This window comes from Falsiroseomonas sp. (genome assembly GCF_051859025.1).
Classification (GTDB): Bacteria; Pseudomonadota; Alphaproteobacteria; order Acetobacterales; family Acetobacteraceae; genus Falsiroseomonas.
In genome coordinates this window covers 38,356-62,773 of record NZ_JBHYGL010000040.1, presented here as the reverse complement: position 1 = coordinate 62,773, position 24,418 = coordinate 38,356, and the positions used below count along the sequence as shown (strand labels likewise).

General features: G+C 70.8%; 28 protein-coding genes. 11 read left to right on the top strand and 17 right to left on the bottom strand.

The features are described 5' to 3' along the window. Nucleotides 1-54 precede the first annotated feature (54 nt). The 5 genes from ACTIE5_RS27505 to ahcY form a co-directional block, all read right to left on the bottom strand. Nucleotides 55-612 (bottom strand): hypothetical protein, encoded by a 558-nt coding sequence (locus tag ACTIE5_RS27505; protein WP_439552935.1) that lies wholly within the window; start codon nt 610-612, stop codon nt 55-57. Nucleotides 613-686: 74 nt separating this feature from the next. Next, nucleotides 687-1,778, bottom strand: a complete 1,092-nt coding sequence (locus ACTIE5_RS27500; protein ID WP_439552934.1) for a TRAP transporter substrate-binding protein — start codon at nt 1,776-1,778, stop codon at nt 687-689. A gap of 111 nt (nt 1,779-1,889) precedes the next feature. Continuing rightward, entirely contained in the window at nt 1,890-2,309 is a 420-nt protein-coding gene (locus tag ACTIE5_RS27495; RefSeq protein WP_439552933.1) for a DUF4149 domain-containing protein, read from the bottom strand. Nucleotides 2,310-2,396: 87 nt separating this feature from the next. Then, nucleotides 2,397-2,744 carry a hypothetical protein gene (locus ACTIE5_RS27490; RefSeq protein WP_439552932.1) on the bottom strand — a complete coding sequence of 116 codons (348 nt, stop codon included), beginning with the start codon at nt 2,742-2,744 and terminating at the stop codon, nt 2,397-2,399. Nucleotides 2,745-2,869: 125 nt separating this feature from the next. Then, the gene (gene ahcY, locus ACTIE5_RS27485) at nt 2,870-4,273 is read right to left on the bottom strand and encodes an adenosylhomocysteinase (RefSeq protein WP_439552931.1); all 1,404 of its coding nucleotides are present in this window, start codon (nt 4,271-4,273) and stop codon (nt 2,870-2,872) included. A gap of 210 nt (nt 4,274-4,483) precedes the next feature. Here ahcY and ACTIE5_RS27480 point away from each other — a divergent pair, with 210 nt between their 5' ends. Further along, a complete protein-coding gene (locus ACTIE5_RS27480; RefSeq protein WP_439552930.1) occupies nt 4,484-5,341 on the top strand; it encodes a hypothetical protein in 858 nt (285 codons plus the stop codon). A gap of 70 nt (nt 5,342-5,411) precedes the next feature. Here ACTIE5_RS27480 and ACTIE5_RS27475 read toward each other — a convergent pair whose 3' ends face one another. From ACTIE5_RS27475 to ACTIE5_RS27460, 4 genes are read right to left on the bottom strand one after another with little or no spacing between them, the layout of a single operon-like run. Next, nucleotides 5,412-6,149 carry an amino acid ABC transporter ATP-binding protein gene (locus ACTIE5_RS27475; protein ID WP_439552929.1) on the bottom strand — a complete coding sequence of 246 codons (738 nt, stop codon included), beginning with the start codon at nt 6,147-6,149 and terminating at the stop codon, nt 5,412-5,414. Next, nucleotides 6,146-6,799 carry an amino acid ABC transporter permease gene (locus ACTIE5_RS27470; protein ID WP_439552928.1) on the bottom strand — a complete coding sequence of 218 codons (654 nt, stop codon included), beginning with the start codon at nt 6,797-6,799 and terminating at the stop codon, nt 6,146-6,148. Before ACTIE5_RS27470 ends, ACTIE5_RS27475 begins: the two co-directional genes overlap by 4 nt. Next, a complete protein-coding gene (locus tag ACTIE5_RS27465; protein ID WP_439552927.1) occupies nt 6,796-7,410 on the bottom strand; it encodes an amino acid ABC transporter permease in 615 nt (204 codons plus the stop codon). The genes ACTIE5_RS27470 and ACTIE5_RS27465 overlap by 4 nt, the downstream gene beginning before the upstream one ends. An 8-nt stretch (nt 7,411-7,418) precedes the next feature. Then, nucleotides 7,419-8,258 (bottom strand): transporter substrate-binding domain-containing protein, encoded by an 840-nt coding sequence (locus ACTIE5_RS27460; protein ID WP_439552926.1) that lies wholly within the window; start codon nt 8,256-8,258, stop codon nt 7,419-7,421. A 198-nt stretch (nt 8,259-8,456) separates the two neighbouring features. Between ACTIE5_RS27460 and ACTIE5_RS27455 the strand changes: the two genes are divergently transcribed. Together ACTIE5_RS27455 and ACTIE5_RS27450 are read left to right on the top strand one after the other, a co-directional pair. After that, nucleotides 8,457-9,413 (top strand): isopenicillin N synthase family dioxygenase, encoded by a 957-nt coding sequence (locus tag ACTIE5_RS27455; RefSeq protein ID WP_439552925.1) that lies wholly within the window; start codon nt 8,457-8,459, stop codon nt 9,411-9,413. After that, on the top strand, nt 9,410-10,138 hold the full coding sequence (locus ACTIE5_RS27450; protein ID WP_439552924.1) for a UTRA domain-containing protein: 729 nt from the start codon (nt 9,410-9,412) through the stop codon (nt 10,136-10,138). Before ACTIE5_RS27455 ends, ACTIE5_RS27450 begins: the two co-directional genes overlap by 4 nt. Before the next feature lie 69 nt (nt 10,139-10,207). Here the strand turns inward: ACTIE5_RS27450 and ACTIE5_RS27445 are convergent, their stop codons facing one another. The 6 genes from ACTIE5_RS27445 to ACTIE5_RS27420 form a co-directional block, all read right to left on the bottom strand. Next, on the bottom strand, nt 10,208-11,038 hold the full coding sequence (locus ACTIE5_RS27445; RefSeq protein WP_439552923.1) for an NADPH-dependent oxidoreductase: 831 nt from the start codon (nt 11,036-11,038) through the stop codon (nt 10,208-10,210). A gap of 145 nt (nt 11,039-11,183) precedes the next feature. Then, nucleotides 11,184-13,124 carry an acetate--CoA ligase gene (gene acs / locus ACTIE5_RS27440; protein WP_439552922.1) on the bottom strand — a complete coding sequence of 647 codons (1,941 nt, stop codon included), beginning with the start codon at nt 13,122-13,124 and terminating at the stop codon, nt 11,184-11,186. Between the two features lie 189 nt (nt 13,125-13,313). Continuing rightward, complete coding sequence (locus ACTIE5_RS27435) at nt 13,314-13,628, bottom strand: hypothetical protein (protein WP_439552921.1); 315 nt, start codon at nt 13,626-13,628, stop codon at nt 13,314-13,316. A gap of 144 nt (nt 13,629-13,772) precedes the next feature. Then, nucleotides 13,773-14,135, bottom strand: a complete 363-nt coding sequence (locus tag ACTIE5_RS27430) for a Rieske (2Fe-2S) protein (RefSeq protein WP_439552920.1) — start codon at nt 14,133-14,135, stop codon at nt 13,773-13,775. Further along, nucleotides 14,132-14,566 (bottom strand): EVE domain-containing protein, encoded by a 435-nt coding sequence (locus ACTIE5_RS27425; RefSeq protein WP_439552919.1) that lies wholly within the window; start codon nt 14,564-14,566, stop codon nt 14,132-14,134. The genes ACTIE5_RS27430 and ACTIE5_RS27425 overlap by 4 nt, the downstream gene beginning before the upstream one ends. Next, nucleotides 14,566-14,856, bottom strand: a complete 291-nt coding sequence (locus ACTIE5_RS27420; RefSeq protein WP_439552918.1) for a YciI family protein — start codon at nt 14,854-14,856, stop codon at nt 14,566-14,568. Before ACTIE5_RS27420 ends, ACTIE5_RS27425 begins: the two co-directional genes overlap by 1 nt. 155 nt (nt 14,857-15,011) lie before the next feature. On the opposite strand from ACTIE5_RS27420, the gene ACTIE5_RS27415 reads away from it, so the two are divergent. Genes ACTIE5_RS27415 through ACTIE5_RS27380 form a run of 8 tightly spaced genes read left to right on the top strand, consistent with a single transcriptional unit; the run spans nt 15,012 to nt 22,028 of the window. After that, the gene (locus ACTIE5_RS27415) at nt 15,012-15,779 is read left to right on the top strand and encodes a heme ABC transporter permease (RefSeq protein ID WP_439552917.1); all 768 of its coding nucleotides are present in this window, start codon (nt 15,012-15,014) and stop codon (nt 15,777-15,779) included. Then, nucleotides 15,779-15,952, top strand: a complete 174-nt coding sequence (ccmD, locus tag ACTIE5_RS27410; protein ID WP_439552916.1) for a heme exporter protein CcmD — start codon at nt 15,779-15,781, stop codon at nt 15,950-15,952. Before ACTIE5_RS27415 ends, ccmD begins: the two co-directional genes overlap by 1 nt. Next, nucleotides 15,952-16,476 (top strand): cytochrome c maturation protein CcmE, encoded by a 525-nt coding sequence (gene ccmE / locus ACTIE5_RS27405; RefSeq protein ID WP_439553082.1) that lies wholly within the window; start codon nt 15,952-15,954, stop codon nt 16,474-16,476. The genes ccmD and ccmE overlap by 1 nt, the downstream gene beginning before the upstream one ends. After that, nucleotides 16,473-18,446, top strand: a complete 1,974-nt coding sequence (locus ACTIE5_RS27400; protein ID WP_439552915.1) for a heme lyase CcmF/NrfE family subunit — start codon at nt 16,473-16,475, stop codon at nt 18,444-18,446. Before ccmE ends, ACTIE5_RS27400 begins: the two co-directional genes overlap by 4 nt. Then, on the top strand, nt 18,443-19,009 hold the full coding sequence (locus tag ACTIE5_RS27395; RefSeq protein WP_439552914.1) for a DsbE family thiol:disulfide interchange protein: 567 nt from the start codon (nt 18,443-18,445) through the stop codon (nt 19,007-19,009). Before ACTIE5_RS27400 ends, ACTIE5_RS27395 begins: the two co-directional genes overlap by 4 nt. Continuing rightward, a complete protein-coding gene (locus ACTIE5_RS27390) occupies nt 19,006-19,506 on the top strand; it encodes a cytochrome c-type biogenesis protein (protein ID WP_439552913.1) in 501 nt (166 codons plus the stop codon). The genes ACTIE5_RS27395 and ACTIE5_RS27390 overlap by 4 nt, the downstream gene beginning before the upstream one ends. After that, a complete protein-coding gene (gene ccmI, locus ACTIE5_RS27385; protein WP_439552912.1) occupies nt 19,503-20,303 on the top strand; it encodes a c-type cytochrome biogenesis protein CcmI in 801 nt (266 codons plus the stop codon). Before ACTIE5_RS27390 ends, ccmI begins: the two co-directional genes overlap by 4 nt. 42 nt (nt 20,304-20,345) lie before the next feature. Next, nucleotides 20,346-22,028, top strand: coding sequence for a dihydroxyacetone kinase family protein (locus tag ACTIE5_RS27380; RefSeq protein ID WP_439552911.1), 1,683 nt, complete (start codon nt 20,346-20,348; stop codon nt 22,026-22,028). Here the strand turns inward: ACTIE5_RS27380 and ACTIE5_RS27375 are convergent. Both ACTIE5_RS27375 and ACTIE5_RS27370 read right to left on the bottom strand, forming a co-directional pair. Continuing rightward, nucleotides 21,932-23,125, bottom strand: coding sequence for a glycosyltransferase (locus ACTIE5_RS27375; protein WP_439552910.1), 1,194 nt, complete (start codon nt 23,123-23,125; stop codon nt 21,932-21,934). The genes ACTIE5_RS27380 and ACTIE5_RS27375 overlap by 97 nt on opposite strands. After that, nucleotides 23,122-24,414 carry a glycosyltransferase family 4 protein gene (locus ACTIE5_RS27370; RefSeq protein ID WP_439552909.1) on the bottom strand — a complete coding sequence of 431 codons (1,293 nt, stop codon included), beginning with the start codon at nt 24,412-24,414 and terminating at the stop codon, nt 23,122-23,124. The genes ACTIE5_RS27375 and ACTIE5_RS27370 overlap by 4 nt, the downstream gene beginning before the upstream one ends. Nucleotides 24,415-24,418 lie beyond the last annotated feature (4 nt).

Genomic DNA, 24,418 nt, shown 5'->3' with positions numbered 1-24,418 from the left:
GCGGGACACTCCGGGCGGGGCGGGCGGTGCAATACAGGGCGCGGCGGCCGCTGGCTATTCCATCTGCAGGCGGCCCAGCAGGCCGAGGCTGCCGCGGTCCGCCCGCAGCATCAGCAATTCGCCGTGCGCCGCCTCGATCCCCGTCACCGCCAGGATGTTCGCGCGGTGGGTGACGAGGATGACGGCCCCCGCGCCCTGCCGGCGGGCGCGTTCCAGGCTGATGACATGCTGGCGCAGCTGTTCGCCGCGGGTGGCGGCTTCCGCCCTGTCCCAGGGATCCAGCGCGGCATCGGGGATGACGGGGCCGAGGTCGAGCAGCATGGCCGTTTCCCAGGCCGAGCATTGGTGGGACGTCACCAGCGTGACGGGCGGCATTCCCGCCTGGCGCAACGCCAGGCCCCACCGGCGCATCTCCTCCCGCCCCATTTCCGTCAACACGGCGCCGGGATCGCAGCCGGGAACGGGGGCTAGGGTGCCCGGTGGGGCGGGGATGGCGCCGCCATGGCGCATCAGCACGATGCCGTGGTCGCGCAGCAGGGTGGGGTCATGGTCAGCCCGCGCCGGCGTCACGCCGGGCAGGGACAGCAGCAGCAGGAAACAGGCGATCCGCATGGGGCAGCCCCCTCAAGGCGGTTCGGCCCGGGGATGGTCAGGGGGGACCCGGGCCGGGATCCCCCCTTGGTTGCTCAGCGTACCGTCTGGGCCGCGCTGAAGGCGAAGTTGTCGTAGCTGTTCTCGGCGATCCGGAACCACTGGAACTGCTCGGTCCGGAAGCGGTTGTAGCTTTCCATGATGCGGGCGAAGCGGGCGTTCTGGCGCCCGATATCGGCCACCATCTCCTCATTCGCGCGCCAGGCGGCTTCCAGGATGGGGCGCGGCCAGAAGCGCAGCTGGGCGCCGGCGGCGACCAGGCGGCGCAGTGCCTGCGGGTTCAGGTGGTCGTAGCGGGCGACCATGTCCGAATCCGCTTCCGCGCAGGCGACGTCGAGCGCGTGCTTGTAGAGGTCCGGCAGCGCCGCATAGGCGCGCTGGTTGGAGATGAAGTGCAGGCGGGCACCCGGCTCCCAGAACCCCGGGGCGTAGTAGAAGCGGGCCACGCGGACGTAGTTGGCGCGTTCGTCGTCATGCGGGCCGACGAATTCGGCGGCGTCGATCACGCCACGCTCCAGTGACGGATAGATGTCCGCCGGCGCGATCAGCGTCGGCGCGGCGCCGAGGCGGGTGAAGAGCTGGCCGGCCAGGCCCGTGATGCGGAACTTGAGGCCGCGGAGCTGGTCCACCGAGGTGATCTCGTTCCGGAACCAGCCGCCCATCTGCGCGCCGGTGTCACCCGCGGTGATGCCGTGGATGTTGTATTCGCGGAACAGCTCCGCCGCCAACTCGTTGCCGCCGCCGTGGCGGAACCAGGCGGTCATCTGCCGCGTGTTCAGGCCGAAGCACATGGCGGTGAAGGGGGCGAAGCCCGGTTCCTTGCCGAGGTAGTAGTAGGCGGCGGTGTGCCCGGCCTCGATCGTGCCGGCCTGGACGGCGTCCAGCACCTGCAGGCCGCCCACGATCTCACCGGCCGGGAAGGGCTGGATGCGGAACTTGCCGTCCGTCAGCTGTGCCACGCGGGCGCAGATGCGGTCGAAGGTGCCGTAGAGCACGTCGAAGACGCGGGGGAAGGAGGAAGCGGCGCGCCAGCGCACTTCCGGCATGGCCTGCGCCACGGCCGGGGTTGCGATGGCGGCGGCGGGAATGGCGGCGGCGGCGGCGCCCACCATGGAACGGCGATTCATCGTGATTTGTCCTCCCTCAGGCTGGGCGCGGATGACCGGCATCCGCCACTGGCGCAGACGCTTAATGCATCCCCGGTCCGGCGGAAATAGGCGGTTTTCCGGTGCGATCGTTCACAGGACGAATCCAGCCAGGACGACGCCCGCGACGATCATCTGCAGCAGGTTGGCGGCGACGGAGAGCTTGTGCGCGCGGTCGAAGGCGCGGCCGGCATCGGCATCGCCGGCCTTGGCGGCATCGGAGAGCAGGTTGATCCGGGGCATCAGCACCTGGCGCAGCCAGAAGGCGAGGCCCGCGATCGCCGCCATCATGCCAGCATCAGGCTTGGACAGGGGAAACAGCGCCACGCAGGCGGCCGCGGAGGTCGCGAGGACCCAGAGGTAGTAGGGTGGGAAGACGCCGCGGATGAAGCGGCTGGCCATATCCGCCGGCAAGGTCCGAAAGATCATCGGCGCGATGAGGGCGGCGAAGAAGGCCATGCCGCCGAAGAGCAGCGCAGTGGCGAACAGGGCGAGGGTGGCGAGGATACTCACGGCTGGGCTCCGGCTGGGCCGCCCCCATGTCGCCCCGCCCCGCGGGAAGGCAAGGCGCCCGGGGGCGATCCCGGGCGGCGATGCCGGTCAGTGCCCGCGGACGATCGTGGGCCCGGGCGCACCGCGCCCGCCAAGCCGGCGGATGCCGCCGCCGCCGAACAGCAGTGCGGCGCCGAGGATGAGGAAGCCCGCGCTCCAGAGCAGAACATCGCGCAGGCTGGCGCCGGTGAGGTGCGGACCGGCGGGGGCGAGAAGGCCGAGGAAGATCGCCATCAACAGGCCGAAGGTGCCGCAGCCCAGCGCGATGAGCGCAAGCGCATGAGCGAGGGTGCCGACCAGGGCGGCGGCGCGGGAGCGCGTGGTGAGGCTGTTCTCATGCGCCTGCCGGCCCACGAGGAAGAAGAAGATTGCCGCGATGACGAGCCAGATCCACATGCGGGGCGGTATCCCTTGAACGCGCGGATCATGCGGCCCCGGCTTGCCGCAGGCAAGCCAACAGGCGAGCGGTGCCGCCGGCAAGGCAAAGGCCCGCCCCCGGGTGGGGACGGGCCATCGGGCACTCAGTAGCGGTACTGTTCGGCCTTGAAGGGGCCGCTTTCGGCGACGCCGATATAGGCGGCCTGCTCGGACGACATCTTGGTCAGCGTCGCGCCGACCTTGGCGAGGTGCAGCATGGCCACCTTCTCGTCCAGGTGCTTCGGCAGGACGTAGACCTTCTTCTCGTACTTGCCGGGGTTGGTCCACAGCTCGATCTGCGCCAGCGTCTGGTTGGTGAAGGACGCGGACATGACGAAGCTGGGGTGGCCCGTGGCGTTGCCGAGGTTCACCAGGCGGCCTTCGGACAGCAGGATGATGCGCTTGCCCGTGGGGAACTCGATCTCGTCCACCTGGGGCTTCACGTTGTCCCACTTGTAGTTGCGCAGCGCCGCGACCTGGATCTCGCTGTCGAAGTGGCCGATGTTGCAGACGATGGCGCGGTGCTTCATGGCGCGCATGTGGTCTGCGGTGATGACGTCCACATTGCCCGTGGCGGTGACGAAGATGTCGGCGTTCGGCGCCGCCTGCTCCATCGTCACGACCTCATAGCCCTCCATCGCCGCCTGCAGCGCGCAGATCGGATCGACTTCGGAGACCATGACGCGGCAGCCGGCGTTGCGGAGGCTGGCGGCGGAGCCCTTGCCGACGTCGCCGAAGCCGCAAACCATGGCCACCTTGCCGGCCATCATGACGTCCGTGCCGCGGCGGATGGCGTCCACCAGCGATTCACGGCAGCCATAGAGGTTGTCGAACTTCGACTTGGTGACGCTGTCGTTCACGTTGATGGCCGGGAACAGCAGCTTGCCTTCCTTCGCCATGTTGTAGAGGCGATGCACGCCCGTCGTCGTCTCCTCCGACACGCCGACGATGTTCTTCGCCAGCTCGGCGAACCAGCCCGGCTTGGTCTTCAGGCAGTCCTTGATCAGCGCGAAGAAGACTTCCTCTTCCTCATTCGTCGGCTTCTCCAGGAAGGCCACGTCGCTCTGCTCGGCGCGCAGGCCGTAATGGACCAGCAGCGTCATGTCGCCGCCATCGTCCAGCAGCACGTTGGGCGTGCCGCCATCGGCCCACTCCAGGGTCCGCTTCACGTACTGCCAGTATTCCGGGAGCGTCTCGCCCTTGATCGCGAACACGGGCGTGCCCGTCGCGGCGATCGCGGCGGCCGCGTGGTCCTGCGTCGAGAAGATGTTGCACGACGACCAGCGCACATCGGCACCGAGCGCCTTCAGCGTCTCGATCAGCACGGCGGTCTGGATGGTCATGTGCAGGCAGCCGGCGACCCGGGCGCCCTTGAGCACCTTCTTCGGGCCGTATTCCGCGCGCGTCGCCATCAGGCCGGGCATCTCATCCTCGGCCATCGCGATTTCCTTCCGGCCCCAGCCGGCGAGGGAGATGTCCTTGATGATGTAGTCGGCGGCGTCGGGCATGGGTCGGTCTTCTCGCATCACGGGTTGTGGCCGGCCGGGTAGCATGCAACGGCCGGAAAGACCAGATGGACCCATCAGGTATAAGGATATCTTTATGCCGCATGATCCTTTTGGCGCGGCACGCGGGGGCGTGACGCGGCTGGCAGGCGGTGCCTATCCTTCCGATCAGGCAGGCCGAACGGGCCGCCGCGCCCTGGGGAGGGACATGCCATGATCGGTTTCCGGAAGGGCCTGCGGGGCCTGGTGGTGGGTGGGCTGGTGGCCATGGCGGGGCTGCCCGCGCTGGCCCAGACCGCCACGGCGCCAACGGCCACCGCACCGGTGCGCCCGGCGGTGACGCGGGTGGAGGCGCCGGCTTCCGCGATCTTCATCGGCAACAGCTTCTTCTACTACAACAACGGCATCACCAATCACCTGACGGGCTTCATCCGGGGCGGGGAGCCGTTGGGGCCGTTCCGGTCCACGCTGGTGGGGATCGGCGGGTCCAACATGCAGTGGCATGACGTGGCCAGCTATTTCCGCCCTGATGCGGTGGCGAGCTATGGCTTCGATGTCCGCAACAACATCGTCTTCCGTCCGGCCGGGCAGCGGCTGTTCGACCTGGCGATCATGATGGATTGCAGCCTGTGTCCGGTGCATCCGCAGTTGTCGCCGGTGTTCGAGGATTTTGCCCGGCGGCATAGTGCGACGGTGCGCGGGCATGGTGCGCAGCCCGTCTTCTTCATGTCCTGGGCCTACAAGGACAAGCCGGAGATGATGGCGGGTCTCGCCGCCGCCTATACCGCGGTGGGCAATGCCAATAATGCGCTGGTCATTCCCGCGGGCCTGGCGTTCGAGCGTTCGATCGCGCAGCGCCCGGGGCTTGATCTGTATGTGTCCGACCTGCGGCATCCGTCGCTGGCCGGCACCTACCTGGCCGCCGCCACGACCTATGCTGCCGTCTTCGGCCGGAATCCCGAGGGCAATCGCTACGCGGCCGGGCTGGATGCCGACACGGTCGCGCATCTGCAGCGCGTGGCGTGGGAGACGGTGCGGGACTACCTCGGCACCCAGCGCGCCTCCAACTGACGACGGTCCAGGGGCGGTTCGCCCCTGGCGGATGGGGTACGGGGAAGGCGGCGCCTTCCCCGGGCCACTTTCACGAATCCTTCGTCCAGGCCACCCGATCCAGGTAGGTCTTGAGGAAGGTCTTCACCCGCGGTTCGCCCCCACCGCCGAAGACCTCTGCCGGTGGTGCCGCCTGCACCACCACCCCGTGGTCGAGGAAGACGACGCGGGTGGAGAGGCTGGCGACGAAGCCCATCTCGTGGCTCACCACCAGCATCGTGACGCCGGAGGCCGCGAGTGCCCGGATCACGTCCAGCACTTCCGTGGTCAGTTCCGGGTCCAGCGCCGCCGTCGGTTCGTCGAACAGCAGCACGCGGGGTTCCATCGCCAGCGTGCGGGCGATGGCGACGCGCTGCTGCTGGCCGCCGGAGAGGGCCGCGGGCTTGCGGGCGCCGAGCGTGCCGAGCCCGACTTTTGTCAATGCTGCCTCCGCCTTCGCCTCCGCGTCGCGGGTAGGCATGTTGCGGACGAGTTTCAGGGCCAGGGCGACGTTGTCCCGCGCCGTGAGGTGAGGCCAGAGGTTGAACTGCTGGAACACCATGCCGATGGCGCCGTCGCCCGGCGTCGCCGCGCGGCCTTCCACCAGCACATCGCCGCCGGAGATGGGGTCGAGCCCCGCGATGCAGCGCAGCAGCGATGATTTGCCGGAGCCGCTGGGGCCGATGACGCCGATCGCCTCGCCGGGCATCACGTCCAGGCTGATGCGGCGCAGGATCTCCACATCGCCGACGCGGCGTTCGAGGGCGCGGACCTGGAGAACGGGACTCATGCGGCCATCCGGCGTTCGATGCGGCGTTCGAGGGCGCGGGCGGCCCAGGAGGTCGCCTCCGTCAGGCCCCAATAGACCAGGGCCAGCACCAGCGCGGTCTCGGCGAAGGCGAAGGTGGCGGAGCCGACGCCCTGCACGCGGAAGGTGAGCTCCGGCACCGTGATGATGGACAGCACGGCGGTTTCCTTGATGAGGATGACGGCCAGGTTGACCAGGGATGGCAGCACGGCCAGCGCCATCACCGGCAGCATGATGCGCAGCACCGTCTGCGGGCGGGAAAGGCCCAGCATGCGCGCGGCTTCCAGCTGCCCCGGCGGCACGGCCATGAAGCCGGCGCGGAAGACCTCCGAGAAATAGGCGGCGCCGTAGACCGACAGCGCGACCAGGCCCGCCACGACGGGCGAGAGGTCGATGCCCACGAAGGGGCCGCCGAAATACAGAAGAAAGCACTGCACCAGGAAGGGCGTGCCGCGCACCGCCTCCACCGCCGCGACCAGCGGCCAGGTGACGGGGCCGGGGGCGAAGAAGCGCAGCGCGCCGATCAGGAAGCCGGCGGTGATGCCGATGGCGACGCCGCCCAGCCACAGCGCGAGCGTCATCGGCAGGCCGAGTGCGGCGGCGACCAGGCTGTCCGACAGGGCCTGGATCATGCGGGCTTCCCGCGCGCGAGCGTCATCAGCAGCAGGTTCATCGTCAGGTACATCGCCCCGCACAGCGCATAGGCCGGCAGCGGTTCGAAGGTGGAGGAGGCGATGGCCTGCGCGCTTCGCGTCAGTTCCAGGATGCCGACGACGGAGATCAGCGACGACGCCTTCACGATCAGGATCGCCTCATTGATCACGGCCGGGCGCATGCCCTGCAACGCGATGGGCAGGCGGATGCGCAGCAGGATCTGCCGGGGCGTGAGGCCGAGCAGGCGCGCGGCCTCGATCCCGCCCTTCGGCACCAAAGCGAAGCCGCCGCGGATGATCTCCGCCATATAGGCGGCGCAGCACAGGCCGAGGGTGGCGGTGGCGGCGAACCAGGCGGGCAAATCGATGCCCACGAAGGGCAGGGCGTAATAGGCCAGCAGCAGCTGGATCAGCAGCGGCACGCCGCGGAAGAAGCTGACATAGACCAGCGCCCAGGCGCGGCGGGCCTCGCACCCCACCGCGATGGGCACGCCGAGGACCAGGCCGAGGGCGATGCCCACGGCCGAGATCCAGATGGTATTGCCTGCCGCCCAGAGCATGGACGGCAGGGCTTCGGCGATAAAGTCCAACGGCCGTGTCAGGCGTTGGCTTCGACGACCCGGGCCGGCACCTCGAAGGACTGGCCGAACCACTTGGTCTGCAGCGCGGCTAGGCGACCATCGGTGCGCATGGCGTCGATGACGCCATCGATGGCATCGAGCAGCGGTGCGGTATCGGGATCCTTCCGGCCGAGATAGCCGAAATAGACCTTGGCGCCGAAGGGCGGGTTCACCACGGCGAAGACGTTGCGGCGCTGCTGCGCGACATAGGCGATGTTGGGCAGGGAGTTCGCCACCGCCACGATGCGGCCGGCGGCGAGGTCCGCATAGGTCTCGCTGAAGGACTGGTATTCGCGGATCTGGACGTTGAGGCCGCGGGCCGCGATGAAGTTCTGAAGCTGCGTCAGCTGCGCCGTCGCCTGGGCGGAGCCCACGATCTTGCCGTTGATGTCTTCCGGCTTCTGGATGCTGGCGTCGTTGGCGCGCTTCAGCAGGGCGACGGTCGCGTCCGCGATCGGGGCGGTGAAGCGGTAGCGTTCCATCCGCGCGCGGGTGATGGTGGCGGGGCCGGCGACCAGGTCGAAGCGCCCTGCCTCCAGCCCCGGCAGCACGCCCGGCCAGGGCAGGTCCTGGAAGCGGATGCGGAGATTGAGCGCGCGGCCCACTTCCGCGAAGAGTTCGCTGTTCATGCCGACCTGGCGGCCGCCCTCGGTGAAGTCGAAGGGGGCGAAGTGGAGCTCGGTCGCGATCATCAGCTCGCCGGCGCGGCGTGCCTTTTCCAGGTTGTTGGCCTGGGCGAAGCGGGGGGCCAGCATGGGGGCGAACAGGGCCGCGGCGGCGATGCCCGCCTGGCGGCGGGTCGGGGTGAAGACAGTCATCGTCATCTCCTGGGCCCTGGGGCCTGGTGTGAATTCCGTCCGGGCCGCGCCGGCGTCTTCCCCGTGAGTGATCTTGTCACCCCGTCTGCGCGGGGCTGGTTGCAGCCCCGTCTGCACGGAGCTGGTTGACATGACAGGTCATGACCGTAGGGTCGCGTTCCCTGCGTATCAAGCCCAACCTTGGCGGGAGCTTGCACCATGACGCACCAGCTTGGAAACAACAGCCTGCCGGTGATCGACCTGTCGCCGCTCGGCAGCCCGAATGGTGAGGCAGCGGTGGCGGCCGCGATCAACGCGGCCTGCACGGGGCCGGGCTTCTTCTACGTGCGGAACCACGGGGTGGATGAGGCGGTGATCGCCACCGCCATGGCCGCCGCGCGCCGCTTCTTCCTGCTGCCGGCCGAGGTGAAGGCGCGCACCAAGGCCAATTTGATCCACCGCGGCTGGCACGCCGCCGGCGGCGCGGTGATGGAAGGCGCCAAGAAGCCCGATCTGAAGGAATTCTTCTCCATCGGGCTCGATCTGCCGGCGGACCACGCGACGGTACTGGCGGGGGAGAAGCTGCGCGGCCCCAACAACTGGCCGGCGGCGGTGCCGGAACTGGCGCCGGCGATGGAAGCCTATTTCGCCGCGATCGGTGCCTGCGGGGCCAAGCTGCTGCGCGCCGTGGCGCTGAGCCTGGGCCTGGATCGCGACTTCTTCGCGCCCCACTACAGGCTGCCGTTGCAGCGCACCCAGGCGATCTTCTACCCGCCCCAGGCGCCGGACGACACGGATGGCTTCGGCGTCGCCCCCCATACGGATTTCGGCTGCATCACCCTGCTGTGGCAGGATGACAGCGGTGGGCTGGAAGTGCGGGAACGCCAGACCGGCGCCTGGATCCCCGCGCCGCCGCTGCCCGGCACGCTGGTGGTGAATGTGGGGGATCTGCTGGGCCGCTGGAGCAATGACCGCTTCGCCAGTACGCCGCACCGCGTGGTGAACCGCAGCGGGCATGAACGCATGTCCATCGCCACCTTCTACGACCCCGATTTCTCCGCGCCCGTCGATCCGCGCGCGCTGGGGGCGGCCGATCCGCACTATCCGCCGACGACCTGCGGGGAACATATCCTCGGGCGGTTCGCGCAGGCCTTCGCCTACCGCAAGAAGGGATGAGCCACGATGATCCGTCGCTGCCGCGCTACGCGGCGGTGAAGGACCATGTGCGGCGGCGCATCCTCAGCGGGGAATGGCCGCCTGATACGAAGATCCCGTCGGAGAACGCGCTGGGCCCGGCACTCGGCGTCAGCCGCATCACGGTGAACCGCGCCTTCGCGGAACTGGCGCAGGAAGGGCTGCTGCGGAAAGTGCAGGGGGTGGGCACTTTCGTCGCCCGCGCCCGCCCGCGCTTCGGGCTGATGACCATCCAGGACATCGCGGAGGAGATTGCGGCGCGCGGCATGGCATGGGGCTGCCGGGTGCTTCGGCTCGGGATGCTGCCGGCACCGGCGGAAGCCGCGGCCGCGCTGGTGATGGCGCCGGGTGCAGTGGTGCCGCACAGCGCGATCCTGCACCTTGGCGACGGCGCGCCGATCCAGCGGGAGGAACGCTGGCTCCGCCCCGGCTACGCGCCGGGATACCTGGAGCGCGACTACCGGGCGGAGACGACCTTCGCGCACCTGGCCCGCGCGGGGAATGCGACGGCGATGGAGCAATCCATCACCGCCATCCTGCCGGACGCGGCGCTCGCGCGGCTGCTGGCAGTGCCACGGGACCAGCCCTGCCTGGTGATCCTGCGCACCACCCTCACCGACGGGCAGGCGATGACCTTCTCCCGGCTGGTGCAGCCGGCAAACCGGTTCGAGATCGCGGGAAGGGCGACGTTGGGGGCGTTGCGCTGACCTGCCGCAGGGGGAGCGCTGCTCCCCCTGCACCCCCACGCCAGGGTCCAACCGGACCCTGGACCGGGTCTACTTCAGGCCGAAACCGAGGGCGGTCAGCGCATCCTTCATGCGGTCGCGGCCGGATAGCGCGGCCGCCGTGCCGACGCGGCTGATCATGCGCTGCGTCCAGTCCTGCTGCCCCATGCCGACGGCCTGGGAGAAATCGCCCAGCGCCTTGTCATAGCCGGCGATCGCCGTGCCTTCGTCGGTGATCCCATACTGCTCCCGGTGCAGGACCAGGGATTGCGGCAGGCGGGGCTTCACCGCGCCCGGCACCGCGGGGTCCGGATGGCCGACAGCCAGGCCGAAGGCGGCGAAGGCGTTGGGGGGCAGGTTGAGTTCCGCCGCCACCTTCTCGGGATGATGGCGCAGCGCGCCGACATAGACGGTGCCGAGGCCGAGGCTCTCCGCCGCCACCACGCAGTTCTGCGCGGCCAGCGCGGCATCCACCAGCGCGACCATGAAGCTCTCGAGGTAGTCGAGGCCTTCGAGTTTCCGCTGATGCGCCTCCCCCAGCCGGGTCAGGCGCGACAAATCCGCGACCCAGCAGAGGAACAGCGGCGCCTGGCGGATGAAGCGCTGGCTGTTGGAAAGGTCCGCCAGGCGCCCCTTCCGGTCGGGGTCCTCCACCGCCACGACGGACCAGGCCTGGAGATTCGAGGAAGTGGGTGCGGATTGCGCGGCGGCGACCAGCGTTTCCAGCACGCCCGGGGCGAGGGCATCGGGGAGATAGGCGCGGACCGAACGGTGGCCGAGCATCGTCTCCAGCACCGCATTCACCGGCGGCTCCACCGCCGGCGCGGCGCCGCCGTAGCGGGACTGGAAATCAGCGGGGAGGGGAGAGGGCTGCTGGTCCATGGAAAGCTCCTGTGTTGCGCACAGGTATCCATGGGGAAGGGGCAGAGGGCTACCCCCCTGGCCAACCGGATGACACCTGGTCAGCCGTGCCGGTTCAATCCCCCACCCCGACCCTCCCCCGCAAGCGCGGGGGAGGGAGAGGCTCTCACCCCACCCGGTTGTCGACGAGTTCCTGCACCACCGCCGGGTCGGCGAGAGTGGAGGTATCGCCCAAGGCATCCGTCTCATTCGCCGCGATCTTGCGGAGGATGCGGCGCATGATCTTGCCGGAGCGTGTCTTGGGCAGGCCCGGCGCCCATTGGATGGCGTCGGGGCTGGCGATGGGGCCGATCTCCTTCCGCACCCAGGCCACCAGTTCCTTGCGCAGCGCCTCGGTCGGCTCCTCGCCGGCCTTCAGCGTGACATAGGCGTAGATGCCCTGGCCCTTGATCTCATGCGGCATGCCGACGACGGCGGCTTCGGCGACCTTGGGATGGGCGACCAGCGCGCTCTCGATCTCCGCCGTGCCCATGCGGTGGCCGGCGACGTTGATGACGTCATCCACCCGGCCGGTGATCCAGTAATAGCCATCGGCATCGCGCCGCGCGCCGTCGCCGGTGAAGTAGGTGCCCTTGAAGGTGGAGAAGTAGGTCTGCTGGAAGCGTTCATGGTCGCCATAGACCGTGCGCATCTGGCCAGGCCAGCTGTCCGTCAGTACCAGGTTGCCTTCCGTCGCGCCTTCCAGCACCACGCCGTCATTATCCACCAGCGCCGGCTTCACGCCGGGCAGGGGCAGGGTGGCGGAGCCGGGCTTCTGGGCGATGGCGCCGGGCAAGGGGGAGATCAGGATCCCGCCGGTTTCCGTCTGCCACCAGGTGTCCACGATCGGGCAGCGTTCGTCGCCGACATGGCGATAGTACCAGAGCCAGGCTTCGGGATTGATGGGCTCCCCCACCGAACCCAGGATGCGGAGCGACTTCCGGCTGGTCTTCTTCACCGGCGCCTCGCCATCCCGCATCAGGGCGCGGATGGCGGTGGGGGCGGTGTAGAAGATGTTGACCTGGTGCTTGTCGATCACCTCCCAGAACCGCGACACGGTCGGGTAGTTGGGCACGCCCTCGAACATCAGCGTGGTCGCGCCGTTCGCGAGCGGGCCATAGACGATGTAGGTGTGGCCCGTGACCCAGCCGACATCGGCGGTGCACCAGTAGATCTCGCCATCGCGGTAGTCGAAGACGTTCTGGTGCGTGAAGCTCGCCCAGACCAGGTAGCCGCCGGTGGTGTGCAGCACGCCCTTCGGCTTGCCGGTGGAACCGCTGGTGTAGAGGATGAACAGCGGGTCCTCCGCCCCCATCGGCTCCGGCGTCGCGGTCTTCGGCTGGCTGTCGCAGGCGTCATGCCACCAATGGTCGCGGCCTTCCTGCATGGCGACATTACCGCCGGTGTTCCGGGCCACGATGACATTGCGGATGGAGGGGCAGGTCTTCAGCGCCTCATCGGCGTTGACCTTCAGCGGCACCTTGCGGCCGCCGCGGCGGCCCTCATCCGCCGTGATCAGCAGCACGCAGTCGCTGTCCTGGATGCGGGAGGAGAGGCTGTCCGGGGAGAAGCCGCCGAAGACGATGGAGTGCACCGCGCCGATGCGGGCGCAGGCCAGCATGGCGACGGCCGCTTCCACGATCATCGGCAGGTAGATGCAGACGCGGTCGCCCTTCTGCACGCCCATGCCGCGCATGGCGTTCGCCAGCTGGCAGACGCGGGCGTGGAGCTCGCTGTAGGTGACCTTGGCATCGGCGTTGGGGTCATCCCCTTCCCAGATGATCGCCACCTGGTCGCCGCGGGTGGCCAGGTGCCGGTCCAGGCAGGATTCCGTGACGTTGAGGACCCCATCCTCGAACCACTTGATGGAGACCTTGCCGGAGGTCCCGCCGAAATCGACGTTCTTGATGACGGTCGGGGGCTTCATCCAGGCGACGCGCTTGGATTCCTCGGCCCAGAAGGCGTCTGGGCTGGCCGAGGCAGCCTCGTACATCGCCTTGTACTTCGCGGCGTCCACATGGGCGCGGGCGGCGATCTCGGGCTTCACGGCGATCAATGCATCAGACATGGGCGTCCCCAACCTTTATCCGGCCTTGCGGCGGGTTCGTAGGTCCCGAATGGGCCATGGGCCTTGATATGCGTCAACCGGTGCCGGGATGCAGCGGGATTCGGTAACGCTTGGGACGGAAAAAGAAAAACCGCCGCCCCCAGGGGGGACGGCGGCCAAGTCGGGGAGAGAGGGAAGCGGTCGTCGAGGTCAGTTGGTCGCGCGGGGCGCCTGCGGCACGGCCGGGGTGGCCGGGCGGGCCGGCTGGGCCTGCTGGGCCTGCGCCGCGGGGCGCGCCGCCGGGGCGATGGCCTGGGCGCTGCCGCCGGGGTTGGCGGGCGTCGCCGCCTGGCTGGCCGCCTGGGCCGGGCGCTGCACCGGCGCGGCGGGCGCCGTCACGGCGGGCCGGGTCGTGGCCACGGGGGCGGTGGAGGAGACGGTGCCGCTGGACCCTTGGGCGAAGGCCGGGACCGCACCGATCAGGAGCAGCGTGGCGGCGAGGGGCAGGCGGGAGAGGGAGCGCATCTGATCCATCCTTTGGGTTGCGCCGCGGTGTCTGGCGCAAGACAGAGAATGGGCATGTCCCATGTCGGGCGTTGGGCGCCGCCAAGGTGTTTTCAGGTCAGGCGCGGCGGCCGCGTGGCGACGGCGGCGGAATGATGGCGGGGCCTACAGCCCCGCCTCCGCCGGCACGATCACGCGGCCTTCCGAGTCGATCCGCACCGGCACGGCTTCCAGGCTCTCCCCGTAGCAGGGGCCGGAGAAGCATTCGCCATCCTCGATCCGGAAGCGGGCGCCATGGGCGGAGCAGACGATGTGCGCGCGCTTCGCGTCGAGGAAGCGGTTCGGCGCGGGGTCCAGCGGCAGGCCGACATGCGGGCAGGAATTCACATAGACCAGCACTGCGGCGCCGCGACGGATGGCGAATAGCCCGGTGAAGGCGCCCGGCGCCGGCGCGAAGCCGCGGCTTTCGCCGTCCGGGATCTCGTCCACCCGGCAGAGCACCCGTTCGGAGGCGGAAACCTCGCTCACGCCTTGATGCCGCCCAGCTTGCACAGCGCCTTCCAGTGTTCCGGCGCGATCGGCATGACGGACAGGCGGGACATGCGGACCAGGGCGATCTCCGCCAGCGAGGGATCCGCCTTGATGGCGGCCAGCGTCACGGGCGTCTTCAGCGGCATCAGCGCCTTCATGTCCACGCAGACCCACTCCCCCTTCGGATCATCGGGCTGCACCGTGGGGTCGGGGTAGGCTTCCTTGGCCACCTCCACGACGCCCACGATCTCCTTCCCGATGTTGGAATGGTAGAAGAAGGCGCGGTCGCCGGTCTTCATGGCCTTGAGGTTGGCCTTGGCCATGTGGTTGCGCACGCCGGTCCAGGGCTCGATCCCGTTGGCGACCTGCTGGTCCCAGGAGAAGGCGTCGGGCTCCGACTTCACGAGCCAATAGGACCGGCCCCCCATCAGACCGCGACCCCGTCCTTGAAGACGGTACGGAAGGGGCGGATGACCGCGCTTTCGAACAGCCCGGCCTTGGCGTAGGGGTCGCCGGCGGCGAAGGCCTCGGCCGCCGCGCGGTCGGCCACATCCACCACCAGCAGGCTGCCGCAGGGCTTGCCCTCGGCGTCCAGCACCGGGCCGACCAGGACGAAGCTGGCGGCGTGCTGCTTCAGATATTCCACATGGGCGGGACGAGTTTCCATCCGCAGGGCCAGGGAGGCCGGCTTGTCGGTGCAGGAAATGGCGAAAAGCATGGGTTGGGGGCTCCTGGCGACCGCTGCGGCCACGAAAGGGACGTAACGCCCCTGCGGCCCCGCTTCAATCCGGGGCCAACCACCCCTAGTCTATAGGCGTGGACGCCAGACCCCTTTCGCCGCCCGCGGGATCAAACCCCCCGGGCGAGCCCCGTATGAACCCCCCCGCGACCGCGGGCGGGGCACGGTCGCTGCATCGCTTCGCCAATCCCGGCCGGTTCCTGCGGATGACGGATGCGCTGATGCCCTGGCTCTGGGCCGCTGCCATCCTGGTCACGGGCATCGGCACGGCCTGGGCGCTGTTCTTCTCCCCGGCCGATTGGCAGCAGGGGGAGACGGTCAGGATCATGCACGTCCATGTCCCGATGGCCTGGCTGGCGATGGGGGGCTACACGGGCCTTGGCGTGCTTTCGATCATGTCGCTGATCTGGCGGCACCCGCTGGCGGATCTGACGGCGCGGGAATTGTCGCCGGTCGGCGCGGCCGTCACGGCGCTGTGCCTGGCCACCGGCAGCCTCTGGGGCAAGCCGATGTGGGGCACCTGGTGGGTGTGGGACGCACGCCTCACCAGCGTCCTGGTGCTGTTCTTCCTCTGGCTTGGCCATGCCGCGCTGGTCCGCGCCTTCGACGACATGGAACGCGGCGCCCGGGCCGGGGCCATCCTGGCGCTGGTCGGGCTGGTGAACGTGCCGATCGTGAAATTCTCCGTCGATTGGTGGAACACGCTGCACCAGCCGGCCTCCGTCACGCGCATCGATGCGCCGGGGATGCATGTGGACCTGCTCTATCCGCTGCTGGTGAATGCGCTGGGCTTCTCCCTGTTGTTCGCCGCGGTGGTGCTGGCCCGCACCCGCAGCGCGGTGATGGAACGCCGTGTGCGGGCGCTGCAGACCGCCCGGGCCCGGCGGGCGGAGGTGGCGTGATGACCACCCATTGGATCCACATCACCGCCTCCTGGGGCCTGACACTCGCGACCTTCGGCGGCCTCGCCATCGCTGCCATGCTGCGCAGCCGCGCGGCGGCGGCCACCCTGAAACGCCTTGATCCACGCGGCGACAGCCGCGCAGGCGGCGATGGCCGCGGGAGGGACGCATGATGACGCGCAAGAAGCGCCGGATGTGGATCCTGCTGCTGTGTGCGCTGGGGCTCGGCAGCGCCACGGCGCTGACGCTGACGGCCTTCCAGGATAATCTGGTGTTCTTCCGCTCGCCCTCCGACGTCATGGCGGAACGCCCGGGCCCGGACCGCGCCTTCCGCCTGGGTGGCCTGGTGGAGGCCGGGAGCGTGGAGCGGGACGCCGCCGTGTCCGGCCAGCGGCCCACCGTGCGCTTCCGCGTGACGGATGGCGCCCATGCCATCCAGGTCGCCTACCAGGGCGTGCTGCCCGACCTGTTCCGCGAAGGGCAGGGCGTCGTGACCATGGGCCGCATGGTCGATGGCACCTTCCGCGCGAGCGAGGTGCTGGCCCGCCATGACGAGACCTACATGCCGCCGGAGGTCGCGGACGCGCTGAAACGCTCCGGCCACTGGAACCCCGCCGAGGGCGCGCCCCCGCCGCCCGCCACCTGGAACACGATGGACCCGGCGCGGCCGGCACAGCAGGGCAGGACCGGATCATGATCGCCGAACTCGGCCATTTCGCGCTGGCCCTCGCCCTGGTTCTGGCGCTGGCGCAGGCGTTGCTGCCGCTGATCGGCGCGCATGTGCGCGACGGGCGGATGATGGCATCCGCCGCGCCGCTGGCGCTGGGGCAATGCCTGGCGCTGATCGCGTCCTTCGCCTGCCTGGTCTATGTCTATGTCATCAACGACACGACGGTGCTGAACGTCGTGCAGAACAGCCATTCCCTGAAGCCGCTGCTCTACAAGATCACCGGCACCTGGGGGAACCACGAGGGTTCGCTGCTGCTCTGGGTCAATATCCTCGGCCTCTGCGGCGCCGCGGTGTCCGGCTTCGGGCGCGAATTGCCGACCGCGCTGCGCGCGCGGGTACTGGGCGTGCTCGGGCTGATCTCGGTGGGCTTCCTGCTCTTCACGCTCAAGACGTCGAACCCCTTCGACCGCATGTGGCCGCCGCCGCCGGATGGCCAGGGGCTGAACCCGGTGCTGCAGGACATCGGCCTCGCGATGCATCCGCCGCTGCTCTACATCGGCTATGTCGGCTACGCCGTGACCTTCGCCTTTGCGATTGCCGCCCTGATCGAGGGGCGCGTCGATGCCGCCTGGGGGCGCTGGGTGCGGCCCTGGTCGCTGGCCGCCTGGTCCTTCCTCACCCTTGGCATCGCGCTGGGTTCCTGGTGGGCCTATTACGAACTCGGCTGGGGCGGCTACTGGTTCTGGGACCCGGTCGAGAATGCGTCGCTGCTGCCCTGGCTGATCGGCACCGCCCTGCTGCATTCCGCCATCGTGGTGGAGAAGCGGGACGCGCTGAAGACCTGGACCATCCTGCTGGCGATCATCGCCTTCGCCATGTCGCTGCTCGGCACCTTCCTCGTGCGGTCGGGCGTGCTGAACAGCGTGCATTCCTTCGCCAATGACCCGGAGCGCGGGATGTTCATCCTGGCGCTGCTGATGATCTATGTCGTCGGCGCGCTGATGCTCTTCGCCTTCCGTGCCTCCGCCATGATCCCCACGGGAATCTTCGCGCCCGCGTCCCGGGAAGGCGCGATCGTGCTGAACAATTTGCTGGTCTGCTCGATCACCGCGGTGGTGTTCGTCGGTACGCTGTGGCCGATGTTCGCCGATGCGCTGTTCGGCATGAAGGTTTCCGTCGGGCCGCCCTTCTTCAATTCGGCCAGCTTCCCGCTGGTGGTGCCGCTGCTGCTGGCCATGGCGGCGGGGCCGCTGATGCCGTGGAAGCGCGCGCAATTGGCCTCCGTCGTCATGCGGCTGTGGTGGTGCGCGGTGATCGGCTTCGCCGCCTTCTTCCTGGCCCTGCTGCTGAGCGGGCAGAAGGTGATGCCGGCGGTGGGCTTCGCCTTCGCGGCCTGGGTCGTGGGCGCGGCCATCGCCGACATCGCCGACCGCACCGCGCTGTTCCGCACCAACCTGGGCAATTCCTGGAACCGTGCGAAGGGCCTGCCCCGCGCGGCCTGGGGGGCGGCCATCGCCCATGCCGGCGTCGGCATCACCGCGGCCGGCATCGCGGGCATGGGGCTGGCGCAGGAACGCATGGTGGCGCTGGCGCCGGGCGAATCCACGACGCTGGCGGGCTATGAATGGCGCCTGGATGGCGTGCGCGACGTGGAGGGCCCGAACTGGACCGCGCGGCGCGCCACCATCACGCTGCTGAAGGACGGCGCCGTCGTGCATGTGATGGAGCCGTCCCGCCGCTGGTTCCCCATCGCGCGGCAGAACACGACGGAAGTCGCCATCCGCACCAACCTGATCGCCGACCTCTACGCGGTGATCGGGGAGGAGGAGGCCGCGACCGGCAAGGCGGTGATCCGCCTGCACTTCAACCTGCTGGCGCCATGGATATGGCTGGGTTCCGCCATCATGGCGCTGGGCGGTGGCTTGTCGCTGGCGGACCGGCGCATCCGCGTCTCCGCCCCCAATCGCGCCGCCACGCGCATGGTGCCCGCGGAATGACTCCGAATACGCGTCGCCTGCTGCTCATGGCGCCCTTCGCCGCGGCGGCGGCGGGGGGTATCGGCTTCTACGCCGCGCTCGATCGGCAGCGCCGCGGGGTCTACAACCCGCGCGGCGTGCCCTCCGCCCTCATCGGCCAGCACGCGCCCGACTTCACCCTGCCGGCGCTGGAGGAAAGCGGGGTGCAGGGGTTCGGCGCCGCCGACCTCCGCACCTTCGCCCGCCCGCTGCTGGTGAATTTCTGGGCCAGCTGGTGCGTGCCCTGCATCATCGAGCATCCCCAGCTGATGCGCCTGTCGCGCGACGGCGTGCCGGTGCTGGGCATCGCCTACAAGGACAAGCCGGCGGACAGCCTCCAGTTCATCCGCCGCCACGGCAACCCGTTCCAGCGCCTGGCGAAGGACGAACCGGGCCGCGTCGCCATCGACTGGGGCCTCTATGGCGTGCCGGAGACCTACCTGCTGGACCGCCAGGGCATCATCCGCTGGCGCTATGCCGGGCCCATCACGGACGAAGTCCTGGCGCAGGATTTGCGGCCGCTCCTGCAGCGTTACGCGGCATGAGGAAGCTCCTTCTCGCCCTGGCGCTGGTGGCGCCCCTGGCGGCGCAGCCCATCATGGCGCCTGGCGTGGCCCACGCCACGACCAACCCCGCCGACATGCTGCCGGACGCCGAGCAGGAACAGCGCGCCCGCGCGTTGGGGCGCGAGATCCGCTGCATGGTCTGCCAGAACCAGTCGATCGAGGACAGCGAGGTGGCGCTGGCGCGCGACCTGCGGCTGGTCGTGCGCGAACGCATCACCGCTGGCTACACCGATGCGCAGGTGCGGGACTTCCTGCATGCGCGCTACGGCGATTTCGTGCTGCTGCGCCCGCCCTTCACCTGGTCCACCGCGGCGCTCTGGGCCACGCCCGTGGTGGCGCTGCTGTTCGGCTTCTCCCTCATCCTCCTCTCCCGCCGCCGTTCCGCGCAGCCCGCGCCGCCGGCGCCGCTGACGGAGGAGGAAAAGCGCCGTCTGGCCGCCATCGATACTGAAACAAGGGACGGGACGCGCGCGTGACTCTCTGGCTGCTGCTTGGTGCCGTGGCGCTGCTCGCGCTCGCGCCCCTGATCGTCACCCTCCTGCGCCCGGGTCGGGCGCGTGGCCGGGCGGAGGCCGACCTGGCGCTCTATCGCGCGCAACTCGCCGAGCTGGACCGGGAGAGGGAGTCCGGGCGGCTCGATGCCGCGCAGCACCAGGCGGCGACGCTCGAAGTGCAGCGCCGCATCCTGGCCGCGCCGAAGGAGGATGCGCCCGAATTCGGCACCCGCCACACCAGCGCCGTTCTGGCCGCCATGGTGTTCCTGGTGCCCGCCGCCGCGCTCGGCCTCTACCTCGTGCGCGGGGTGCCGGACATGCCCGCCGCCCCCTTCGTGGAACGCCAGCGCCTGGCGCAGGAGGAGGACGCGATGCTGGAGACGCTGCGCGGCCGCGTCGCCATGCTCGATCCCTCCAGCGACGCGGCGCGGCAGGGGCAGATCCTCCTCGGCAATGCGGAACGGTCCCGCGGGCGGCTGGAGGAAGCGGCGCGCGCCTATCGCACCGCGCTCGATGCGCGGTTCGACGGGCCGCTGGCCGCCGACCTGGCGGAGCTTGAGATCGAGCGCGGCGAACACGCCGCCGCCGCCGCGCTGATCGCCCGCGCGCTCGGCTCCTCCCCCCGCGAACCGCGGCTGCGCTTCCTGGCCGGGCTGGCGGAGGCACGCGCCGGGCGGGCCGACAATGCGCGGCGCACCTGGCAGGCGCTGCTGGCGGATGCGCCGCCGGAGGCGCCCTGGCGGCCGGTGGTGGAACGCCAATTGCAGGCACTGCCCTGACGCCCGCACGGCGCTACACTCCCGCCAAAGGGAGACAGCGCCATGCGGAAATTCCTCAACGACCCCCGCGCGACGGTGCGGGAGATGCTGGAAGGCCTGGCGGATCTGTCGCCCGGCCTGGCGCTGCTGGCGGAGGAGGGCGTCATTCTCCGCGCCGGCATCCCCGCTTTTGCCGAGCGGCGGGAAGTCGCGGTGATCTCCGGCGGCGGCGCCGGGCATGAACCCGCCCATGCCGGCTATGTCGGCCCCGGCCTGCTGCATGCGGCGGTGGCCGGCGATGTCTTCACCAGCCCGCCCGTGGATGCCGTGCTGGCCGCCATCCGCGCGGTGGCCGGACCGCCCGGCGCGCTGCTCATCGTCAAGAACTACACCGGGGACCGGCTGAATTTCGGCCTTGCCGCCGAACTGGCGCGGGCGGAGGGCATCGCCTGCGAGGTCGCGGTGGTGGCGGATGACGTGGCGCTGGCCGGCACGGTGGAGCCCGCGCGGCGCCGCGGCATCGCCGGCACGGTGCTGGTCCACAAGGTCGCCGGCGCCGCCGCCGCGGCCGGGCTGGGGCTGGAAGCGGTCGCGGCCGAAGCGCGCGCGGCGGCGGCGGCGCTGGGCAGCATGGGCGTGGCACTCGGCGCCTGCACCGTCCCCGCCGCCGGGCGCCCGGGCTTCGACCTGCCGGAGGGCGAGATGGAACTCGGCCTCGGCATCCATGGGGAGGCCGGGGTGGCGCGCCTGCCCCTCGCCCCCGCGCGGGACATCGCGGCGACGCTGGTCGATCGCATCCTGGCGGAGATGGCGTGGCCGGCGGGCAGGCCCGTGGCGCTGCTGGTCAACGGGCTCGGCGGCACGCCGCCCATGGAACTGGCCCTGATGGCGCGGGAGGCACTGGCCGTGCTGCGCGCGCGCGGCGTGACGGTGGCGCGCGCCTGGTGCGGCACCCTGCTCTCGGCGCTGGAGATGCCGGGATGCTCCTTCTCGATCCTCGCGCTGGATGATGCGCTGCTGGCACGGCTGGATGCGCCGGCCAGCGCGCCGGCCTGGCCGGGCGGCGGCATGATCCCCGAAGCTCGAGCGACCATCGCCCCGGCCGAGGCGCCGCCCCACCCCTTCACCGGCACGGCCGATCCCGCGATCCGCGATGCGGTGATGGCGGTGGCGACGGCGCTGGAAGGGGCGGAGGCGCGGCTGACGGCGCTGGATGCCGCGACGGGGGATGGCGACCTCGGCCTGTCGCTGGCGCGCGGTGCCGTGGCGCTGCGCGCCCTGCCCAATGGCGCCTTCGCGGATGCGCCCACGGCCCTGACGGCCATGGCCGGGACGCTGCGCCGCGCCATCGCCGGATCATCCGGCCCCTTCTACGCCACCGCCCTGCTGCGCGCCGCCCGTGCATTGCCCGCACAGCCTGCCCCCGCCGATTGGGCGGCGGCGCTGGAGGCGGCGGCGGAGGCCATCAGCGGACTCGGTGGTGCGCGGCCCGGGGACCGGACGATGCTGGATGCGCTGCACCCCGCGGCGCTGGCCTTCCGGGCGGCTCTTCCCGGTGGGGGCGCCGCCGCGCTGGCGGCAGCGGCGCGGGCGGCGGAGGCGGGTGCCGCTGCCACGGCCGCGATGCGCCCGCGCCTCGGCCGGGCCAGCTACCTCGGTGACCGCGCGCTCGGCCACACCGATGCGGGGGCGGCGGCGATCGCCGCCTGGATGGCCGCGTTGGAGGAAGGCGTGAGCAGGCGGTAGAGCCGGACCAGCCGCGCCGCTTCCCCCGCCCAGCCGAAGCGGGTCAGCGCGGCATCCCGCCCGCGCTGCCCCATGGCGTCGCGCACCGCCGGGTCCGACAGCGCCTGGATGGCGGTCGCGACCGCGGTGGCATCGGCGGTGTCCACGGTCAGCCCGCAATCGGCGCTGCGGACGATGGCGGCAACCTCCTCCGCCAGCCCGGGCACGATCACGGGCAGGCCGGCCAGCATGCAGTCGAACAGCTTGTGGGGCAGGGCCAGGCGGTGGTTCTCCACCCCCGGCTGGAACAGCACCAGGCCGATATCGGCCTCCGCCGCCAGGGCCAGCGCCTCCTCCCTCGGCATCCAGTCCAGGTATTCCACCTGCGCCGCCAGGCCGAGCGCGAGGCTGCGTTCGCGGAAGGCGGCCTCGCTGCCATCGGTGAAGCGGCCGATCAGGCGCAGCCGGGTGCCGGGCGGCAGCAGGGCCAGCGCATCCAGCATGATGAAGGCGCCGCGCGCGCGGGTCAGCGCACCCAGGTGCAGCAGCGTGAGCGGCCCCGCGCGGTGCCGGCGCGGCGTGACGGGCACGGGGGTCGCGTAGTTGCGCACGGGCGTGCAGCGCGCCAGGCCGCCCAGCCATCCCTCCAGCCCATCCTTCGCCACCACCACCGCATCGGCGCGCGATGCCAGCAGCCGGCAGGCGGTGGCGACCAGCGCCCGGCCGAAGGGCCGCAACATCCGCGGCAGCACGGGGTCGAGGCGGGAGGGGTAGTGTTCGTGCACGTCCAGCACCACCCGCGCCCCGCAGCGCCGCGCCGCCAGCAGCGCCGCCGCCCAGCTGTCGGGTTCATGCGCGTGGATCACCGCCGGGCGCAGCGCCGCGGCGCGCCGGGCCAGCGCCGGGATGCCGAGCAGCCGTGCCCGCCAGCCGCCGCTGGGCTTGGGATAGGTCTGCAGCGCCACCCCATGCAGCAGCCTGGTCGCAGCGTCCGGGCCCGGCGCCAGGTGGCGCACCGGAAAGCCCGCCGCGGCCAGCGCCGCGCCTTCCTTGGCGACGATCCGCACATCATCCGGCGGATGGGCGGCGGACAGCATCAGGATGGCGGGCGGGGTCACGGGGCCAGGGCCGCGCGGATGGCCGAGACGGGGGCATGGCCGGCCGCCGCTTCCACCGTCGCCACCAGGCGCGCTGCGATCTGGCGGCTGTCGAAATGGCGTTCTGCCAGGGCGCGGGCGGCGCGGGCCATCACGCGGCGGCGGGCCGGGTCATCCGCCATGGCGAGCAGCGCCGCCGCCAGCCCGGCGCCATCGCCGGGTGGCACGGTCAGGCCACAGCCGCCTTCCGCCAGCAGGCGCTGGGCGCGGCCCGGCACATTCGTCACCACCGGGAGCCTCGCCGCCAGGCATTCCGCCAACTTGTTGGGGGCCGTCCATTCCGCGAATTCGGGCACCGGCGCCAGGCAGAGCAGACCCACATCCGCCCCGGCCAGCAGCCCTGCCAGGCGGCGCTTCGGCATGGGGTCCAGGAAGGTCATGGGCAGGTCCTCCGCCGCTGCGCGTGCCACCAGCGCCGGCTTCTCCGCCCCATCGCCCACCATCAGGATGCGGATGCCGGTGGCGCGCAGCAGCGCCGCGGCATCCAGCAGCACGCCAAGCCCGTTGGCGCGGCCATGTGCGCCGGCATAGACCGCGACCATCTCCCCCTCCCGCGCCTCCGCGGGGCGCCAGGGCCGGGCATCCGGGCCGAACAGGGCGAGGTCCGCGCCCTGCGGCAGCACGCGCAGCCGGTCCGGGTCCGTGCCGCGGGCCAGGGCGGTGCGGGCCATGCCCTCCGTCAGCGCGACGACGATGGCGGCCCGGCTGCAGGCGGCATCGGCCAGGCGGCCGATCGCGCCCAGCACCGCGCCGGGCACCCCGCCGCTGCCCGTGCTGGTGCCGCCGGGGCGCGACAGGGCGGCGGGCAGTTCGGGCCAGGGGTCGCGGATCTCGAACAGGAAGGGTGTGCCGCGCAGCCTTCGGGCCAGCAGCGCGGGGATGGCGACGGTGGGCGGGGTGGAGGAGGCGATGACGAGGTCCCAGCTCTGGCCGAGCGAAAGGCGGGACGCCGCCAGCGCGTAGCGCAGGAAGACCAGGCTGCGGTGCGCGAGGGATTGGGCGTTGCCATAGGGCAGGTCGAATTCCACCACCTCGAACCCCGCCACCGGGCCGCGGCGGGCGCCGTGGCGGAAGGGGCCGTCCAGCCCGGTGGTGGCGCCGGCATAGCGGCCGCAGGCCAGCGTCACCGCGTGCCCCGCCGCGGCCAGGGCGGCGGCGTGGTTGTAGGCGCGCGTCGCCGTCGCGCCGTCCGGCGTCGAGAAATGCTGGTGCAGGTACAGGATGCGGAGCGCCATCGCCGTCGGTGCCATTGCC